This window comes from Barnesiella sp. B2-R-119 (assembly GCF_023656675.1).
GTDB lineage: Bacteria > Bacteroidota > Bacteroidia > Bacteroidales > Barnesiellaceae > Barnesiella > Barnesiella intestinihominis.
Genome location: NZ_JAMOKL010000005.1, coordinates 117,878 through 137,681 on the forward strand (window position 1 = coordinate 117,878; position 19,804 = coordinate 137,681).

Here is a 19,804-nt window from a genome sequence, read left to right on the forward strand (position 1 = left end):
GTTTTTTATTTTTGTTCGGTTCCTTTTTTTATTTGTTTCAACATGATGCCTACTTCGGCGATCAACAGTACGGTAAACAGTACGGTAAACATCCAGAATGTCGTTTGCACCGAGGCCACTTCGATGTTAGAGATCGCTGCGAAGGTAGGCATGATATCTTGTATTACCCACGGTTGGCGTCCCATTTCCGCTACGATCCAGCCTGACTCCAAGCAGACATATCCGAGAGGAATCGTTAGAACGGCAATCCATAGCACCCATTTCAAATTTTGCAATTTCTCTTTATAGGATAGTACCAAAATGAAAATAAAGAATAAGAGGAAATAGCCTCCTAAAATAATCATGATGTGGAACGAATAGAATACGAACGGCACATGTGGAATGAGCTGTTCTACCGAGTCGATATATCCGTAACCGAAATATTCATAGTTTGCCTCTAACCTTGTTTTGGCTTCGTTCATGGCCTCTGTGTCGTTATCCTTTCGGGCGGCGTTGAAGTCGGCGAGAGCTGCGATGGCTAAACGGCCTCGCTCCATCTTTTCTTGGGCGGAAAGAGCGATGATTTCCTCTCCTTTCAGATTTTTGTCGACGTAACCTCCGTTAATAATATCGTTGATTCCGGGAACGAATCCGTCAATTTCCCGGGTCGCCAAGATGGATAACAGTTTGGGTATGGGTATGTCGAAAAGAAATTCTTTCTCGTCGTTGTCGTATTTCTTGTCGGGATTGAGTATCCCGAAAGCGATGAGTTCTTGTCCGTTTTTACCGTTGTAAACTCCTTCCATAGCCGCCAGTTTCATAGGCTGCTTGTCTGCGACCTGATAAGCGGAACCGTCGCCCGTGTAGGCTACGATGAGCGTGCCTATCAATCCTACCCAAGCTCCCACACGAATGCTGTTACGGGCTAAGAAATTCTCCCGGTTTTTAATCAGATACCAAGCGCTTACCCCCACTACGAATATACCGCCCAATACCCAGCCGGACGAGACGGCATGGAAAAATTTGTTGACAGCGACGGGTGAGAGTACCAGTGCCCAGAAATCGTCCATAACGTTTCGTGCAGTTTCCGGGTCGAATTTCATACCCACAGGGTATTGCATCCATGAATTGGCCACCAATATCCAAAGAGCCGATATGGTAGCGCCTATTGCCGTGAGCCATGTAGAGGCCAAATGGAATCTTTTGCTGACTTTGTTCCAGCCGAAAAACATGACTGCGATGAAAGTCGCTTCCATAAAAAAGGCCATAATTCCTTCTATGGCAAGGGGAGCTCCGAAAATATCGCCTACGAACCAGCTATAATTCGACCAGTTCGTGCCGAACTGAAATTCGAGGATAATACCCGTTGCTACTCCGATTGCAAAATTGACTCCGAAAAGGGTCATCCAATACTTGGTAATCGTTTTCCACCGTTCGTCGCCGGTACGGTAATAAATGGTTTCCATTATACCCACGATTACTCCCAGTCCCAATGTAAGGGGAACAAATAGCCAGTGGTAAATGGCGGTGAGTGCAAATTGTGCTCTCGACCAATCTACAAGGGAAAAAAGATCGTTCATGGTTACTTATGATTGTTGATTTTTAGGATTATTCGGAGTAATGAGATTCTCGATGACTTGGTTGGCTCTCTCCTCGTCGGTATCGTATTTCTGTTGCAAGATATTGGGGAAAAAGAATAACCGCAAGATAAAAAACATGATGAACAACTTGATGAGGATAATTGCCCAAAGAGTTTTACCTAAGGTCATGTTTCGAAATCCTTCCATATAAAATCGCCAGATTTTCAGAGGGATACTATTGTTTTTCAAAATCTTGTTTTCCTCCATGCGTATTATCTTCAACGAATATGTTCACAATATTCGGTAAAATTTATGATTAATACAAATTTGTACACATTATTTTTCGGATAAAATAAATTTCTATTTTTTTGAAGTAACGATTGGATTGTATGTTTGGTTTGGAATATTTTTAATAAAAAATAGAAAGGAGTCGATAATTTATGTTACCTTTGCAACGCATTGGTTTCAAAGCCCCGGTCGGGGTGTAGAATGAAAAGGGAATCGGGTGTGAATCCCGAACAGTCCCGCTGCTGTGAACTCCAAAAAAGGTTCCGAGAATACTGAAAGCCACTGATTATGACGATTGGGAAGGCCTCGGTTACCGGAGTAAGTCAGAAGACCTGCCATGCTGTTTGTCATTAGCTTTCGTGGGGTAGAGCTTGTGAATCTGCGGAGTAAATATAAAGCCGCTTGTTTGCATGGATTTTTAGGCATTATACCCGAAGGCTGTTTATGAAAGGATAGGCCGATGAAGACTTTTTATCGATGTGTGTGGGGTATGATGGTGTCGCTGCTTTGCGGTGTGGGACAAGCGAATGCCGATTCTTCTTCTCTTGACTCGATACAGACATTGGGAGAGGTAATGGTTACCGCCAATCGGTATAACGAAGTGATTCCTTCGCAGAAGCTCACCGGAAAGGAACTGAAAGCGTTGAATAGTTTTTCGGTCGCCGATGCCATACGTTATTTTTCCGGTTTGCAAATTAAGGACTACGGTGGCGTGGGAGGATTGAAAACTGTCAACATTCGCAGCATGGGTACAAACCACATGGGTGTTTATTATAATGGAATTCAGTTGGGAAATGCTCAGAACGGACAAGTGGATTTGGGCAAGTTTTCGCTTGAAAATATAGAGGAAATATCGTTGTATAACGGTCAAAAAAGCGAGATATTCCAGTCTGCTCGGGAGTTCGGTTCGGCGGGCTCTATCTATTTGACGACACGTCGCCCTAAATTTAAACCGGGAGAAAAATCGCATTTGAAAGCATCTGTGAAGGCCGGGTCATTCGATTTGCTGAATCCTTCGGTTTTGTTTGAATATAAACTTAGCGAGACGGTCAGCATGACATTCAATAGCGAGTGGATCAATTCGAGCGGGAAATATAAATTCCGTTACCGGCGGGTGACTCCTTCGGGAGAGACGGCATACGATACCACGGCTACCCGTAAAAACGGAGACATCGATGCCGTTCGGTTCGAAGGAGGATTGCAAGGTTACTTGCCCAACGGTTATTGGAAAACCTATGTTTATCATTATAGTTCCGAGCGGGGGATTCCGGGGGCTATCGTCAATAACGTGTGGCGCAACGGAGAGCGTTTGTGGGACCGGAATTCTTTCGTGCAGGGTGTCTATCAACAGGATATTACCCGCAAATATGGGATTAAGGTGAATGCCAAGTATGCTTTCGATTATACCCATTATATGAATAACGACGATAAGCTGATGCGAGTCGACAACCAGTATAAACAACGAGAGGTTTATGTATCGGTAGCCAATAAGTATTCGATATTCAGAAATTGGGACGTCTCGGTGGCATACGACATGCAGTGGAACGGTTTGTCGGAGTACATGTCGGCCGACCGGTACACGCACTGGATTTCGGCGGCAACGGCTTTTTCTCTTGCCGACCGTTTGAAAATGCAGGCCAGTGTTTTGGCGACTTTGGTCGATGAGAAAGCATCGGGACAAGTAAAAGCGCCTAATAAAAGTAAAGTGACTCCGGCGGTATTTCTTTCTTATCAACCGTTTAAAAAATACAATTGGGTGTTTCGCGCTTTTTATAAACAGATATATCGCATGCCCACCTTCAATGACTTGTACTATGCCGATATGGGTAACTCGGTGTTGAAGCCCGAGAGCGCTACGCAATACAATGTGGGATTTACTTATGCTGTCGCTCCGAAAACGGGTTTCCTTTCGGGGTTTCATGCAGGGGCCGATGTTTATTATAACCTCGTTTCCGACAAGATTATCGCCTATCCCAAAGGACAGCAGTTCCGGTGGACTATGCTCAATCTCGGTAAAGTCGATATCCGGGGTGTCGACGTTCAGGCTACGGCAACTTTCCGTTTGCCGTACGCAATAAGTTTAATGACGAAGGTGCAATACACCTATCAAGAAGCGATAGATATAACCAGTCCTCGGGATAACTATTACCGCGACCAGATTCCGTATATACCCTGGCATAGCGGATCGGCCATATTGAATTTGAGCTATGACGATTGGAGTTTGAATTATAGTTTCGTATATGTAGGGGAACGGTACAATCAGCAAGAAAATATCGAATATAATTATGTGCAGCCGTGGTACACGAGCGATATATCTTTGGTGAAATCGTTTCGGATAAAATCGGTGAACCTGAAAGTGACGGCCGAGGTTAATAATGTGTTTGATCAGGCATACGACGTCGTTCTTAATTATCCTATGCCCATGCGTAACTATCGATTTGGAATAGCCATTGAATTGTAATGAGATCGGTTGTCGCACATATTGTTTCGTGTATCCTACTGGCGGGAATATCGTTGATGACTTCCTGTCGGGAAGACGAGGTCATTATCTTGGCGGAATATGAAAGATTGCCGCTCGGCGACAACAGCCGGTCTGATTATGCCGGACTTTATTTGTTGAACGAGGGTAATATGGGTTCGAATAAATGTACGCTCGATTTTGTCGATTTCGAAAACGGCTATTATGTCCGTAACTTGTATGCCGAGAAAAATCCTAACGTGGTAAAGGAGTTGGGTGACGTGGGTAACGATGTCCAGATATATGGTTCCAAGATGTATGCGGTTATCAACTGCTCGCATAAGGTCGAAGTCCTCGATGCTCGTTCTTGTCAGCGATTGGGACAAGTGGACATACCTAATTGCCGATATATCGCCTTCGATAAAGGTTTTGCTTATGTTTCGGCTTATGTAGGTCCGGTAGGGATAGACCCGAATGCTCAGCTCGGAGCTGTCTTTCAAGTCGATACCGCTACTCTCGAAATTACGGCCGAGGTCACGGTGGGTTATCAACCCGATGAGTTGGTCATTCAAGACGGTCTTATTTATGTGGCTAATTCAGGCGGTTATCGTAAACCGAATTATGATAATACGGTTTCGGTGATCGATATCGAAACAATGACGCAGATACGAAAGATTCCCGTAGGAATTAACTTGCATCGTATCCGGGCGGATAAATACGGGAAATTATGGGTTTCATCTCGGGGTGATTATGAGAAGATTCCTTCCCGTCTTTTCGTTCTGGAAAAAGATAAGCGTACAAACCGCATGGAGGTGAGAGATACTTTGAATGTTTCTTGCAGCGAGATGGATATTTGCGGCGATTCGCTTTATCTGTATAGCGTGGAGTGGAGTAATATTTCGCAAGAAAATAATGTTACTTACGGTATTATCGATGTTCGTACAGGGGAATTGATTTCAAATAGTTTTATTAAGGACGGAACGGAAACCGATATAGAAATCCCTTATGGATTGAAAGTAAATCCCGAGACCGGAGACGTTTATGTAACAGATGCCAAGAATTACGTGTCGAGTGGAAATCTACATTGTTATGGACGGGACGGGATAAGAAAATGGAGCGTTCGTACCGGGGATATTCCGGCGCACATGGCTTTTTTGTATAAAAATAAATAAACCGATATGAAGAAAGTGTGGTATGTTTTGTCGATGGCTTTGATTTTGCTGATAGCCTCTTGTCAGTCCGATAATCCTTCTATGATTACATTAGGGCTTGACGATACGTATGTAGTGGAACGCATGAAGGGCTTGACGTTACACCCGGGATTTACCGGAGAACGATATGAATGGGCCCTTTCTTACGAGTCCGATTCGGTATCTGTCACCGATTCGATTGTGGCGACGACACGCGATTATACGTTTGTAGCGAGTGAAACGGGAACGTATCGGTTGCGATTCCAGATTTATGATGCGGCTAATCCCATAACCCATCTTATGCGTATTGTCGTTCGCAAAGAAGAGGTAGCTTATAGCCCTTATATAACTAAGGTTTATGAATATCGCCCTGCACCGGGACAGTTCGTCAATGAGCTTCCGAAATATACCGAGGGAGATACCGAAGAATCTATGCGGCAGAAAGTCGAAGATTGTTTGGCATACGATGCCCGTACGATGGTCTCGTTGGGTGGCTACGGCGGATATATTGTCGTCGGTTTCGACCATACGATTGTCAATCGGCCGGGAGAATATGATTTTAAAATATTGGGTAATGCATTTTATGCCAATGACAATCCTCGTCCCGATGCCCCGTTGGGAGGTAGCAGCGAACCCGGGATAGTGATGGTCTCGGTCGATACGAACGGGAATGGCATTCCCGATGACGAATGGTACGAGTTGGCCGGTAGCGAATATTATAAAAAGGAGACTTTGAAGAATTATGAAATAACCTACTATCGACCCGATGAAAACAAGGAGCCGGTGACTTGTTCCAATCCGAATATCACGGATTCTACGTATGTCCGGTGGACCGATAATCATGGGAATATAGGATATATATCGCAACTCACTTTCCATAAGCAACCGTATTATCCGCAATGGATTTCGGACAGTTCGATAACTTTCAAAGGGAGCCGGCTTGCCGATAACGCTGTCGATGAGAGTGGAAACGGGAGTTATTATGTCCTTTACGCATACGATTGGGGTTATGCGGATAATCACCCCAACAGTAGCGAAAAGTCCAATTTTAAAATCGATTGGGCGGTGGATAGCGAAGGTAATCCGGTCGATTTACCGGGTGTCGATTTCATAAAAATTTATACGGGAGTGAACCAATTCAACGGTTGGTTGGGCGAATGTTCGACCGAAGTAATGGGTGTTACCGATTTACATATAGAAGAGTGACTATGAGAAAATAGAAAGAAACGAGAGGAAAATAACTTAAAAAAATATAGTGCACACAGGTTCGGCTACTTGAAAAAGGTCCGCCGATTAAAAGGGAATCGGGTGTAAGTCCCGAACAGTCCCGCTGCTGTAAGCTCCATAAAAAGGTCCCGAGAATACTGAAAGCCACTGATTATGACGATTGGGAAGGCCTCGGTTACCGGAGTAAGTCAGAAGACCTGCCGTGTGTATTGTCCGAAAAGCTTGCGAGGTATGAGCTGTGACAAAAAACGCCGGGAAGTCCGGGAAAGTTTTGGAGGCATATAAGTGGTGTATCTTGCAAGTATTGAATGGGAAAGAACTATTTGTTTTTTATTTAATACTTAAAAGTTTAACAAAGATGAGAAAGATTTATGCTTTGATGGTATTGCTGTTTGCGGTTTTACAATTACCTGCACAAGTCCTTGTGCAAGGTCGTCCGCACCCTACGGCAAAGCCGCAGATGGTATCGCCGAGGGCGATTGCCGATGGAACTTTCACGATGGACATGATCGAAAACTGGTCTGGCGAAGGGGCTAACCGCGCTGCGTTCGTCGTACAATGGAATGCCGAGAGTGAAACATCGGCGTTGGTTTGGGGATTCCGTTGGGACGGTGAAGCTACTGGTGAAACGATGGCGCGTGCAATTGCCGCTTCCGACCCTCGTTTTTTCATCATGACCGAAACAGGAACGGCGTATGGTAGCACTGTATCGGGTTTTGGGTACGATGTTAACAAGAGTGGCGATTTTTCTATTACTAAGGACGGAGTAACACTTTCCCCTGATGAGAACGGGGTAATCTTATCTTCGTCGTATGGATATGACGGTTGGACTTGTACCGACCCCGAGGACTATTGGCAATCGGGCTGGTATCAAGGGTATTGGTCTTATTGGCTGAAATCGAGCGATAGCGATCCCTGGGGATACTCCGGGACCGGAATTACGGGCCGTAAATTGACTGACGGTTGTTGGGACGGTTGGAATTTTTCGGTAAACATGTCGTCTCAACCGTGGAAACCTCTTGCGCCGGCTCCTAAAAACGGGCCGACAGCTCCTTCTGTGAAAGTTCAACCCGAAGATGTGACGGTTTCTCCGGGAGAAGCGGTAACTTTTGCCCCTGAGTTCAAAGGCGATAGTTTGTATTTCCAGTGGTACAAAGACGAAGTCTCCATACAAGATGCCGAAGCGTCGTCTTATTCGATCGTTTCGGCGGAAACTTCCGATGCCGGGCGTTATTATTGTGTGGTGAGCAACATGCTCGATACGATTTCTACCGATACGGTTACGCTCGTTGTCGGCGATAAATCGGTAATAGCCGTTCCGGGAGAGGAACCGGGAACTGCCCTCGTGGTGTATGACGATTCGTATGCCTCTTTTTCGGGGATTTTGACGATCCCCCAAACTATCCTGATAGAGGGAGTATCTTACACAGTAGTCGGTATCGACGATATGGCTTTTATGGGGTGTGCTAAATTGACTTCGGTTACTTTTCCTTCGACTTTGAAAACAATCGGCGAAGGGGCATTTTACGGATGCAGCCGTTTGACATCTGTGGAGTTGCCTGCGCAAACGGTTTCGATCGGTAATGAGGCTTTCGGCGATTGTCCTCTTTTGGCAACCCTCTCTTTGGGTGAAGGATTGAAGAGCATAGGTCGCTCGGCCTTCGAGAATTGTATCGCTTTGACCGGTGTAAGTATGCCGGCAGATATGGAATCGATAGGGGCTTTGGCTTTCAAGGGCTGTACGAAGTTGGCTTCGGCTGCTCTGGGGAGCTCTTTGACTTTATTGGGCGATTCGGCTTTCTATGGCTGTTCGGCTTTGCAATCGGTGGAATTGCCGGTTACGGTATCCTCGGTGGGTACTCGTACATTTGCCGGTTGTTCTGCTTTGAATGCTGTCGGGTTAGGAAATGTTTCGGCTGTTGGCGAAGCTGCGTTTAACGGCTGTACCGCTTTGACTGAAATTGCGATACCGAATGGGGTCGAAACGCTCGGCAATTATGCTTTTTACGGTTGCAGTTCTTTGGCGACGGTGACTTTGGGTACACAGGAGCGTTCATCTTCTTCCTTGAAAACAATCGGTGATTATGCATTTGCCGAGACTGCTGTGAAATCGGTCGTATTACCCGACGGAGTGAGTACTCTTGGTAACTATGCCTTTAACAAGTGTGCTTCTCTGGCTACCGTTTCGTTGGGAAATAGTTTGACCGCTATCGGTGATTATGCTTTCAGCGATTGTGAGAAGTTGGAATCCGTAACATTCGGAAGTGCTCTCGAAACTATTGGTGAGCGTGCATTTTTCAAAGTGAAAATTTCTTCTCTTGTTTTGCCTGCTACGGTGAGAACGATAGGTGATTGGGCTTTTTATAATAATCCTTTGACGACCATAACTTTTAACGATGGTTTGCAGTCGATCGGCAGCAGGGCTTTCTATGGTGTATCGGTTCAAACGTTGAATATTCCCAATAGCGTGACCGAATTGGGCGGCTATGCATTTAGCGGTTGCAAGTCGTTGGAAACGGTGACTATCGGGACAGGTGTGACAAAAATAAGTGATTATGCGTTTAATACTTGTTCTGCGTTAACGCAGATATCTTATCCGTCGGTAATCGAAATCGGGGCGAGCGCATTTAAAGGTTGTTCATCGTTAACCGATCTACCTTTGACTGATAAGATTACTTCGCTCGGTAATTCTGTGTTTTCGGGCTGCTCTGCGATCGAGTCGCTTGTTATTCCGAATAGTGTGACCTCGATTGGTAGTTATGCCTTTGAGAAATGCACGAAGTTGACATCGGCGACTTTGGGTACAGGTATAAGCTCTATTCCCGATTATATGTTTAGCAGCTGTTCCGCTTTGACGTCGGTAGTTCTGCCGGAGAATATTACTGGGATCGGCAAATATGCTTTCCAAAGTACGGCCTTTACCGAGTTGCCGCTGACAGCAAGCATTACTGAGATAAAAGATTATGCTTTCAAAAGCTGTACGAAATTAACGTCGGTAGCTATTCCCGATCGGGTTACTAAACTGGGAACTTATGTGTTCCAAAGCTGTACGGGATTGGAATCTGCAAAAATAGGGGGTGGAGTTACTTCTGTGCCGAATTACATGTTCCACGGCTGTACGAATTTGGTTAATGTAGAACTTTCGGAAAAAGTGACTTCTATCGGCAATTCTGCTTTTTATAATTGTAAGGGCTTGAAATCATTGCCGGTTACCGAATCGATAACTTCTATCGGGACGAATGCATTTTACGGTTGTACAAGTCTTACTTCGGTAAATCTTTCCGATAAAGTAACCTCTTTGGGAGCTTCGGCATTCTATGGCTGTTCCAGTTTGACAGAAGCTGTTTTGGGAACAGGGATAACTACGTTGGGATCGAGTTTGTTCCGCAATGATGCTAAGTTAAAGAAAGTAGTTGCCAATGGCAAAATAGCTTCGGTTTCCACTTATACGTTTAATGGTTGTTCTTCTTTGGAACGTATCTATATTAACAATACACCGCCGACCGGTGCAAGTTCCAATACATTTACCAAAGTGCCGATAACCTGCCGGATTTATGTCCCTGCCCAAACTTGTCAATTCTATGCCCAGACCACCTATTGGAAGGATTTCGTAATCATGCCGTGGTTAGATGAATTGGAAATAGTATCGACTACTCCGTCGATGAGTTTCGATGGTGGGGAAGCGTTGGACGTTAAACCCGATACGAAAACTTTCGTGATAGAGTTTAATCGGACTGTCGTTAATACCGATAGCGTTTCGGCCATGTTGATACGTAGCGGATTCCCTGTCGAAGATCAGGAGTTGACCGTTTCGTACTCCGGTAACGAAGTGACCGTAATTCGTGAAGGAGAAGATTTGCCGAACGATCCTTATTACTACTTGGTATTGACAACGTCGGATAAACAGTTTAGCATATTGTTCAAGGTAACGACGGCTACCGGTATCGATGAACCGGTTGTCGAAAAGGAGGTGCGTTTGCGTGAATATTATTCGGTGGACGGGAAACTTTTGCCTCGACCCGTGCAAGGTATCAATATTGTGAAAACTGTGTATGAGGACGGTTCGATCGAAGTTTCGAAAGTTTATGTAAAACCAGAAGATTGTAGGCGATAAGTCTATGATTGTGAAATAGTAAAACGAAGATGTTCCCGGAGTTTCGGCTCCGGGACATCTTTCCAAAAAAATAGAAAGATGAGAAAATATTTACTTCTTTTTTTAGCTTTTTTCGGCAGTTGGTCTATGCCGGTCCGTGCCGTTTCCTTTTCGGATATAAATTATTGGATAGGAGAAGGGAATGTCGAAGCCATGTTAGTCATCGCTTGGAACGACGGGAAAACGCCCGGAGCGTTGGCGTGGGGCTATAAAGGGGAGGAGGAAACTACAATCGTGGAAATGTTGAACGATGTGGTGAAAACGGATCCTCGTTTGTTTTCTCTGATGCGTCGGCAAGGTGGTTACACGGTCGATGGATTGGGTTTCGACCTGAATGGAGAGAATACCGTTGCATTGGTTGTCGGCGGCGATACGACCTATCCTAAGTATAATGCTACGGGACAGTTTACAGCGACTCCGAACAATTACAAAAAATGGGAGTGTGTCGACAAAGAGGACCACTGGAATTCGCCTTCGGTCTCGGAAGATGGAGCATGGCATTGTTTGGCTCGAAGCGAAAGCGGAAACGAGGCTGAGACCGAAATCAATAAAATGCCGATACAAAATCGATATACCTATATATTTTATTACGATAAATCCGGTAGCGATACACCGGATTATGCCAATGCCGTAGCGGTAGAATCATATATACAGGAAGCTGTCGATTATTCGCAAGGGATATTTTTTGTCAATGAAGATTGGTATGGCTGGGATAACGGAACCATTAATTTCCTGACGAATGATGGCCGAATGTTTTACCGGGTATTCCGTCGGGAGAATCCCGATGAGAAGTTGGGTGTCACAACGCAGTTCGGAACGATTTACGGTGAAAAATTCTTTTTGATTTCCAAACAGGCGAAGTCGACCGAAGAAGAATCGACAGGGGGGCGACTGGTCGTGGCCGATGCCTTGTCGTTGGAAAAGATAGTGGCTTTTGATCAAATAGGCGGCGGTGACGGCCGTTCCTTTTTGGGTGTAGATGAGAAGACGGGATATATAGGAAGTTCATCGGGAATTTTTGTTTTCGATATTGAAAACATGAAGGTCGGCGATGTGATAGAAGGGACCTCGAATGACGAAGGTCTTTATTCGGGTCAGATAGGTTCTATGGTTCGAGCCGGTAAATATGTCTTTGCTGCGAAGCAATCGGAGGGCGTATTGGTGATCGATGCCGAAAACCACACCTTACAAACTACTATCGACCTTCCGTCTATCGCGACACTTGTGTTGGGGCGAGACGGAAATATTTGGGCTGCCGATGGGAATGCGTTGGTTAGAATAAATCCGGTTTCGTTCGAAACTTGGGCTCGGCCGTTACCTTCCGGTTGTCGGGTCGCCGATACATGGGGGGCATGGAATGCCGGGAGTTTATGCGCAGCATATAAATCTAACCTTCTTTATTTTGCCGATGAAAGTAAAAATAAAGTCGTATGCTATAATATAGATACCGATGAATTGAATGCATCGTTTTTTACTTTGCCCGATCAAGACGGGGAGTATGTGCAGATGTTCTATGGCGCGGGTTTGAGAGTGGACCCGCAGACCGATAATGTCGTGGTAATTTCTACGGAATCGGGTTATCTGTCCCATTACATGAACAATTGGATTCACATAGTGGACGGGACGAATGGCGAGCTGTTGAATACGTTACTTCCTGAGAAATACTATTGGTTCCCGGCTATGCCGGTATTCCCCGATAATGAATATCCGGTTATCTCTATTTCCGATAATTTGTCGGTGGGTAGTTCTCCTGTAAAAATTTCGCTATTAGAGAGTGTTTCCGATGCCGATAATCTTTCTGCGGCGATCGTTTCGACAGTCAAGGTAGAAGACCCCTCTATTCTTTCTGCCCGAATCGAGGGATATGATTTGATTCTTTCCGGCGAGAAATTGGGCGATACGAGTTTCACGTTAGCGGTCAATTCGAATGGGCGGGTAGAGACAAAAATGGTTTCGGTACATGTAACCGAAGTTAGTGGAATCGAGGAGGCAGAAAGTTTGAAAATCGTAGCTTCTCCTAATCCTGTCAGGGATATTCTGACGGTGAGAGCTTGTGTTGGCGCAGAATTGACCGTATTCGATCTTCGAGGTGTAGCTGTTTATCGCGATACGATGGTCGAGTCGGAGTCTCGTTTGAATGTATCTTCTTTACCGGCAGGTATTTATGTGTTGTCGGTGTGTGCAAACGATAGAACTGAGTATATTCGAATAATCAAACAATAAATATTAACTAATTAAATTTTTTTTTGACATGAGAAAAATATTACTTGTTTTTGCCGTTTGTGTATGCAGTGCGGTTTTTGCGGAAAACATCGTTTTAGATTTGTCGAATCCGGGAGACTTCCCTATCGAGTATGATGAGACTGGGTTGTGGGCAGATGTTTTTAATAATGATGCGATTGTTTATTCACAAGAATTTATGTTTTCGCACGCTTCTCCTTATTCCAATTATTCAAATGGATTCTTTGCCAGCAAGGTAACTGCCATATCGGCATCGGCAGGTACCGATGATCAATGGGGCTGTATGGCTAAGGGAGGCTTTGCCGGTGAGGGAACTCCCTATTTAGGGGCATATTGGGATGCCTATACCGAATCGACCTCCGATGCGAAGACTTGCGAGGTATACACTTCCGCTCCATATTATGCCGTAGGGTGTTATGTATGCAACAACCCTTATGTCTATTATGCTATTGAGAAGGGGAATCCATATTCGACTAAATTCGAGCAGGGAGATTGGTTTAAATTAGTTGCTCACGGTATCGATGAGCAAGGCACAGAGACAGGAACCGTGGAATATTATTTGGCCGATTACCGTTCTGAGAATGCCGACGACTGGAAATTGAACGATACTTGGGAATGGGTCGATTTGAGTGAATTGGGACAGATTGCTTCGATTTACTTTACGATGGAGTCGAGCGATACGGGTGATTATGGCATCAATACGCCGACGTATTTTTGTCTCGATAAACTTACCGTTTCGACCGAGCCTTCGTCAGTTGAAGAAAGTGTGGCTGCTCAGATGAAAGTTTATTACGACCGTTCTAACGGGGCTGTTCGTGTAGAGTCGGCTCAGCTGGTCGAGGCTGCTGTTTATAACATGAGCGGTACTCTCGTGATGAAACAACTCGTAGAAGGATCGGGAGCTATTGACATGTCTGCTTATCCCGCTGGCGTTTATATAGTGCGTTGCGGCGGATATAGTACTAAGATTGTTAAATGAACTCTGAGAAGAAGTATATGATAAATTATTAGTTAAGTCCCTACTGCCATAGGGTATTACGCCTCCGGCGAAGTGATTCGACGGGGGCGTGTTTTTATAGAAATAAGAGCCCGGTTATATAAAAAATATTAAAATTAGATTTGTTCTAATTTTATATTATATTTTTGTAAAACAATAAATAAAAACAATAGAATTATGCTTAGCAAGAAAATGGAAGAGGCTCTTAATGCCCAAGTGAATGCCGAGTTTTGGTCGGCTTATTTATATCTTTCGATGTCCAACCATTTTGCAGCGGCTGGAAATCAAGGTTTTGCTAATTGGTTTTCTATACAGTTCCAAGAGGAACAAGCTCATGCTACTATATTTATGAAATATGTGCTCTCGTGTGGTGGTAAAGTAACGTTGGCTCCTATTGCCGGTGTGAAGACCGAATGGAAATCGCCTCTCGAAGCTTTTGAAGATACGTTGGCTCATGAGAGAAAAGTAACCGCCCTGATTCATGGCCTTTGTGTGCTTGCCGATGAGGAAAAAGATTTCGGTACTGCCAATATGCTGAAATGGTTTGTCGACGAGCAAATTGAAGAAGAGGCTAATGCTCAGGAATTAATCGATAGCTTGAAAATGATTAAAGATAACGGTTTCGGGTTGTATATGCTCGACAAAGAGTTGAAGGCTCGTGTTTATACGACTCCTGCCCCGTTGGCTACATCGGCCGAATAGCTTGGTTTTGTATTATACGAAAGAAGGGGCGCATTGTGGCGCCCCTTCTTTTTTATGTACAAAGAGGGTGCATCATTCATTACGACACCCCCTTTCGTTTTGTCTTTTACGGTTTCAAAAGATAGGTGATTTGCGAGATAATGTGTTGTTTCCATTCTTGTAGAAAGGCATTGAATGTATCTTTGTCTTCATTGAAAAAGAGTTTCATGGTAAGGTTCTTACTGAGGAAAGGGAAAGCCAGTTGGCTGTAAAGTGTCATGAATATAAAGGGGAGGGGTACTTTCTTAAAGTTTCCGCTTTCCATTTCTTTTTCAAGAAATTCTCCGATGTGTTTCAAATATTGATCGAGGTTTAAACTATAAAAAGTTTCTATTAAATGGTTGGCGTCGCGTTGAATTTCGCCTATGATGAATTTGGGGAGCAAAGGATTTGTCGAGAAAATGGATACATAGACGTCGATAACATCTTCTAATTTTTCAGAGAACGATTGCTGAGTCGAAAAAATAGTATCGATATGAGGTAAAAATTTTGCAACGATCGAGGCGAAAACTGCTTGAAACATTTTATCTTTTGTCCTGAAATAATAATGCAGGGTGGGACGGTTGATCCCTACGACCGCTGCAATATCGCTCATCGATGTTTGCTCGAATCCTTTTTTTATAAATTCTTGTTTTGCCGCCTCGATAATACGCGATTCTATATTTTCGGTTTGCTCTGTCTTCTGGTGAGCGATGGTTGAAGTTGAATTCATAGTCGTTTGTTTTTAGGCACTTAAATTGTGTGTGAAAAGTAATAATCGGTTCGTTACGTTTACGCTGCTCACCCCACTGTCAAAATCCAAAGATAATAAATTTAATTCAGGATACAGCATACGCAGCTTCTTTTCTATCCCTTTCGATACGATGTGGTTGGCGATGCAGCCGAATGGTTGTAACGATATGACGTTGTTTATACCCTGTTTGGTGAACGCTATGATTTCGGCCGGTAGTAGCCAGCCTTCGCCGAATTGAGCTGCACCCGAGACAATATTTTTCGTCTCTTCCGCTTCTTCATAAATGTCGGTAAAGGGTGTGAAATACCGGAATGTGGATGCCGTTCTGTTAAACAGGGCTATCCGTTTGTCGATGTATCGGTAGAATAAGTTGGATAGGAAATGAGGTATACATTTCTTTTCTAAGAGTAGTTTTTCCTTGTTCTCGCGGTTCACGAATCCTTGCATAAAGAACGGCAATAAAATGGGAGGAGCCACTTCTATACCTTGTTCGCACAAGAAGCGTACGACGTGTTGATGAGCGTAGGAATTGAATTTTAGGAATATTTCTCCCACTACACCGATTTTGGGACAGGTTTTGTCCATACAGATATCGTTGAATTCTCGGGCTGCAAGGTGGATATATTCCACTAACTTGTGAGGCTCGTTTTCGAGAATGGGACGCTCGGCGAGGTTTAAATATTTGTCTCTCAATCGGGCCGCGGCTCCCCGTTCTTTTTCCCGGACTACCGAGGCATGATAAAATTTAGAAAGCGTATCGGTGTAGAGCAGGGCATTGAGTGCGACAGGTAATACCTTTTGCCATTTCAGTTCGAAGCCTTCTTGTTCGTTGGAAACTTTCCGCCCTAATCCCAATGTGACTACGGGAACATTTCCGAATCCGGCATCGAGCATGGCTCGTTTAATAAGCGCCAAGTAATTGGTCGCACGGCATTGTCCTCCGGTTTGAGTAATGGCTACGGCCGTGTTGTCGAGATCGTATTTCCCCGATTCCAAAGCATTGATAATGTCGCCTACAATGAGTGTGGCCGGATAGCAAACCTCGTTGTTGGCGTACTTCAAACCGGTTTCGGCCGAGGAGGCATCGCTCGGTGGCAATACCTCTATGTCGTACCCCGACAATTTGAAAATCGGCTTTAACAGAGGTGTGATGTATTCCGACATAAAAGGGGCTATGATTTTTCGGTTTCGATCTTTTTTGCGAAAGACTTCTGTTGTACGGAATTTCTCTGTCGTTCCGCGTAGCGGCGTTTGTTTCAGGCTTTCGATCAAAGAACGCACTCTTAGTTTCAGAGAACCTATGTTATTTACATCGTCTATTTTTAGAAGCGTGAAGGGTTTCCCGTTACGATGTAGAATATCTCTTACTTCGTCGAGAAGAAAGGCGTCGGGTCCGCAGCCGAAAGAGGTCATTTGTACGAATTGAATATCGTTCCCTTGCCGGGCTGTCCATTCTGCGGCTTTCAGGATTCGGTTCATATAGGCCCATTGTTTGATGAGATAAGTGTCTTGGGTCTCTATCTCGGAGTTGTCTCTAACTATGTCGTCCGAGATGACGTTTACTCCCAGATTGGCTATCATTTCGGAAAGTTTATGCTGTATGAGTGGGTCGGTGTGATAAGGGCGTCCGGCAAGCAAGATAACCGATTCTTCTTTTCTGCGGCTTTCCCTGACAATGTTTTCGGCTTTTCGGCGTATGTCTGACGAATATTGTTTCTGGGCGTTCAACGCATATTTCACAGCCTGCTCGGCATCTCTTTTCGATATGCCCCAAGAACTTAGGTAATTCGTGCATTGTTTGGTGAGTAAGCCGGTGTCGGCAAAAGTGATGGCCGGAGAGTCTACCGGAATGTCCGGCGACATGGAACTGCGTATGACATCGGAGTACCCGGTGACGATGGGGCAGTTGTAGCTGTTGTTCATTTTCTTGTCGCTTTCGTGCTCGTAGACAACGTATGGCAGGAAGATGCGTTCCACCTTCTTGTGAATCAGGTTTTGAATGTGGCTGTGCACTAATTTGGCCGGGAAACAGATGTTGTCCGACATGACCGAGTTGAGAGCTTTCTCATAACTGACGAAAGTTGAAATATCGGACAGTACGACCCGAATACCGCAGCGAGTAAAGAGAGCATGCCAAAAGGGATAGTTCTCGTACATGTTAAGGACACGGGGTATACCTATGGTTCTGTTGCCTGTTTCCGAAGTTTCCCGGTCGAACAGCAAAGCATATTTGTCGGTATATATGTTTTGTCCGGGTTTTTCGCTTTCCCCCCGATTAGTGAAAATTCGTTCGCATTTGTTTCCCGAGAAGAACGTATTACCGTTGGGGAAGGTATAGCGGCATACGAAACATTTGTTTTCACAGCCGTTGCATTGAATTTGTCGGCTGGTATATTCGGTAGTTTCGAGTAGTTGGTTTATCGTGCGCGAATTCGATTTTTGAGACGTGGCTTGTAGAGCGCAGCCGTATGCTCCCATCAATTCGGGTAAATTACTTCGTACGACTTTTTTACCGGTTTCCAATTCGAATGCACGGACGATCGCATCGTTATGCATCGTTCCTCCTTGAACGACAATCGTTCCTCCCAACTCTTTGCCGTCCTTTAACTTCAAGACTTTGTACAAACAGTTTTTTACGACCGAATAGGACAACCCTGCGGCTATATCTGCTACTGTCGCTCCTTCTCGCAAAACCTGTTTAATTTTTGAATTCATAAAGACGGTGCAGCGTGTGCCCAAGTCGCAAGGGTGCAAAGCCATACAGGCGGAACGGGCAAAATCGGACACGTTGTATTTCAATGTGTGGGCGAAGGTTTCGATGAACGAACCGCATCCCGACGAGCAGGCTTCGTTCAGTTCCATGCGAGTGATAGCTCCTTGTTTGACGAAAATAGCCTTCATGTCTTGTCCGCCGATGTCGAGAATGAAAGAGACATCGGGAGCCATTTGTCGGGCGGCTCGGTAATGGGCCATAGTTTCTATCATGCTTCCGTCGAGACCGAAAGCCGCTTTTATCAATTCTTCTCCATATCCGGTCGAACAGGAGCCTGTTATGTTTAATACCGTCCCGTTTTTATCGCATTGTGTTTTTAATTCGGTCAATCCTTTTCGAACGGCTTCTATCGGATTCCCCAAATTGGGGGCGTAGTGCGAGAAAAGGATAGCACCGTCGGGGGTTGTCACGACTATTTTTGTGGTAGTCGATCCTGAGTCGATTCCCAGTACGGCTTCTTGGATCCCTTGAACAAGAGGGGCAGAGGGCCAGTTATAATGTGCTTTTTCTTTCTTCCAGTTGTCATAATCCGTTTCGGAATCGAATAGCGGAGGTAGGCTGTTTTTTGTTGTGATATTGGTGCTTCGGGATATGAGATTTTCCAATGTCGATAAAGAAACTGCTTTTTCTTCCGTGGCACATAGGGCACAGCCTAATGCGGGAAGAAGGTTCCCGCTGGCAGGAAGAATAAAGTCGCTCTCTTGCAAATGCAGATAATCGGCGAATGCTTTTCGTAAGGCCGGAATGAAGGTCAAGGGACCACCGCATAACAGAATAGGCGGGTGGAATGTCCAGCCTCGCGATAATGTTACGATGGTTTGTACTGCAACGGCATGGAAAATGGAGGCGGCGATGTCGCCCAACGGGACGTTCCTGCTGACTAGATTTTGAATGTCGGTTTTGGAGAAGACTCCGCAGCGGGCAGCTATCGGGTGTATATGCTCTGCTTGCAAAGCCAATCGGCTCAGTTCTTCGATGTCTACTCCCAACAGTACGGCCATTTGGTCGATAAACGCACCTGTACCACCGGCACAATTCCCGTTCATGCGAAGGTCGATATGGTTCCCTTGAAAGAGAACGACTTTGGCATCTTCTCCGCCGATGTCGATCAAAGCCGAAGCAGATGGATATAGTTGCTGGGCGTACCGGGTGGCGGCTACGACCTCTTGTATAAATTCGGTTCGTAGCTGTTCTGCTGTTCCCATGCCTACCGAGCCGGTAACTGCGATAGAAGTTTCGATGTCGCCCAGTTCTTGTCGAGCTTCCCGAAAATAGGCGGAAAGAAGATCGTTCACTTGGGCGTTATGTCTTTCATAACGAGAGAAAACGGTTTGCCCGGATTCATCGATAATGACTATTTTGGCTGTTGTAGAGCCTACATCGAGTCCTGTTTTGTACTGTTTTTCCCCTTGCATATGAATGATAAATTAAGTTTAACTATGTA

Annotated in this window: 11 protein-coding genes and 2 riboswitches; of the genes, 7 read left to right on the forward strand and 4 right to left on the reverse strand. The window is 45.0% G+C overall.

What is annotated here, in order from left to right; genetic code table 11:
* Positions 1–5: 5 nt before the first annotated feature.
* Together NBH06_RS10830 and NBH06_RS10835 are read right to left on the reverse strand one after the other, a co-directional pair.
* Positions 6–1,559, reverse strand: a complete 1,554-nt coding sequence (locus NBH06_RS10830) for a cytochrome ubiquinol oxidase subunit I (protein WP_250794290.1) — start codon at positions 1,557–1,559, stop codon at positions 6–8.
* Between the two features lie 6 nt (positions 1,560–1,565).
* On the reverse strand, positions 1,566–1,826 hold the full coding sequence (locus NBH06_RS10835; protein ID WP_021891865.1) for a DUF4492 domain-containing protein: 261 nt from the start codon (positions 1,824–1,826) through the stop codon (positions 1,566–1,568).
* A 176-nt stretch (positions 1,827–2,002) separates the two neighbouring features.
* Positions 2,003–2,201: riboswitch (cobalamin riboswitch) on the forward strand.
* A gap of 106 nt (positions 2,202–2,307) precedes the next feature.
* Here NBH06_RS10835 and NBH06_RS10840 point away from each other — a divergent pair.
* From NBH06_RS10840 to NBH06_RS10870, 7 genes are all read left to right on the forward strand, one after another.
* Complete coding sequence (locus NBH06_RS10840; RefSeq protein ID WP_250794292.1) at positions 2,308–4,308, forward strand: TonB-dependent receptor plug domain-containing protein; 2,001 nt, start codon at positions 2,308–2,310, stop codon at positions 4,306–4,308.
* The gene (locus NBH06_RS10845) at positions 4,308–5,477 is read left to right on the forward strand and encodes a YncE family protein (RefSeq protein WP_250794294.1); all 1,170 of its coding nucleotides are present in this window, start codon (positions 4,308–4,310) and stop codon (positions 5,475–5,477) included. Before NBH06_RS10840 ends, NBH06_RS10845 begins: the two co-directional genes overlap by 1 nt.
* 6 nt (positions 5,478–5,483) lie before the next feature.
* Entirely contained in the window at positions 5,484–6,701 is a 1,218-nt protein-coding gene (locus tag NBH06_RS10850) for a cell surface protein (RefSeq protein WP_250794297.1), read from the forward strand.
* Between the two features lie 39 nt (positions 6,702–6,740).
* A riboswitch (cobalamin riboswitch) is annotated at positions 6,741–6,941 on the forward strand.
* A gap of 139 nt (positions 6,942–7,080) precedes the next feature.
* Positions 7,081–10,836: a leucine-rich repeat protein gene (locus NBH06_RS10855; protein WP_250794298.1), complete on the forward strand. Its 3,756-nt coding sequence runs from the start codon at positions 7,081–7,083 to the stop codon at positions 10,834–10,836.
* Between the two features lie 78 nt (positions 10,837–10,914).
* Positions 10,915–13,098, forward strand: a complete 2,184-nt coding sequence (locus NBH06_RS10860) for a DUF5074 domain-containing protein (protein WP_250794299.1) — start codon at positions 10,915–10,917, stop codon at positions 13,096–13,098.
* Positions 13,099–13,126: 28 nt separating this feature from the next.
* Positions 13,127–14,095, forward strand: a complete 969-nt coding sequence (locus NBH06_RS10865; protein WP_250794301.1) for a DUF4465 domain-containing protein — start codon at positions 13,127–13,129, stop codon at positions 14,093–14,095.
* Between the two features lie 195 nt (positions 14,096–14,290).
* Positions 14,291–14,815, forward strand: coding sequence for a ferritin (locus NBH06_RS10870; RefSeq protein WP_021891858.1), 525 nt, complete (start codon positions 14,291–14,293; stop codon positions 14,813–14,815).
* Positions 14,816–14,921: 106 nt separating this feature from the next.
* Here NBH06_RS10870 and NBH06_RS10875 read toward each other — a convergent pair whose 3' ends face one another.
* The gene (locus tag NBH06_RS10875) at positions 14,922–15,566 is read right to left on the reverse strand and encodes a TetR/AcrR family transcriptional regulator (protein WP_008861387.1); all 645 of its coding nucleotides are present in this window, start codon (positions 15,564–15,566) and stop codon (positions 14,922–14,924) included.
* A 12-nt stretch (positions 15,567–15,578) separates the two neighbouring features.
* Positions 15,579–19,775, reverse strand: a complete 4,197-nt coding sequence (locus tag NBH06_RS10880; protein WP_250794302.1) for an acyl-CoA dehydratase activase-related protein — start codon at positions 19,773–19,775, stop codon at positions 15,579–15,581.
* Positions 19,776–19,804: the final 29 nt, after the last annotated feature.

What these genes read in the sequence shown, in the direction of transcription:
- NBH06_RS10865 (WP_250794301.1), top strand. Translation starts at nt 13,127, where the DNA reads ATGAGAAAAATATTACTTGTTTTTGCCGTTTGTGTATGCAGTGCGGTT.
- NBH06_RS10870 (WP_021891858.1), top strand. Translation starts at nt 14,291, where the DNA reads ATGCTTAGCAAGAAAATGGAAGAGGCTCTTAATGCCCAAGTGAATGCC.
- NBH06_RS10860 (WP_250794299.1), top strand. Translation starts at nt 10,915, where the DNA reads ATGAGAAAATATTTACTTCTTTTTTTAGCTTTTTTCGGCAGTTGGTCT.
- NBH06_RS10875 (WP_008861387.1), bottom strand. Translation starts at nt 15,566, where the DNA reads ATGAATTCAACTTCAACCATCGCTCACCAGAAGACAGAGCAAACCGAA.
- NBH06_RS10845 (WP_250794294.1), top strand. Translation starts at nt 4,308, where the DNA reads ATGAGATCGGTTGTCGCACATATTGTTTCGTGTATCCTACTGGCGGGA.
- NBH06_RS10835 (WP_021891865.1), bottom strand. Translation starts at nt 1,826, where the DNA reads ATGGAGGAAAACAAGATTTTGAAAAACAATAGTATCCCTCTGAAAATC.
- NBH06_RS10830 (WP_250794290.1), bottom strand. Translation starts at nt 1,559, where the DNA reads ATGAACGATCTTTTTTCCCTTGTAGATTGGTCGAGAGCACAATTTGCA.
- NBH06_RS10850 (WP_250794297.1), top strand. Translation starts at nt 5,484, where the DNA reads ATGAAGAAAGTGTGGTATGTTTTGTCGATGGCTTTGATTTTGCTGATA.
- NBH06_RS10840 (WP_250794292.1), top strand. Translation starts at nt 2,308, where the DNA reads ATGAAGACTTTTTATCGATGTGTGTGGGGTATGATGGTGTCGCTGCTT.
- NBH06_RS10855 (WP_250794298.1), top strand. Translation starts at nt 7,081, where the DNA reads ATGAGAAAGATTTATGCTTTGATGGTATTGCTGTTTGCGGTTTTACAA.
- NBH06_RS10880 (WP_250794302.1), bottom strand. Translation starts at nt 19,775, where the DNA reads ATGCAAGGGGAAAAACAGTACAAAACAGGACTCGATGTAGGCTCTACA.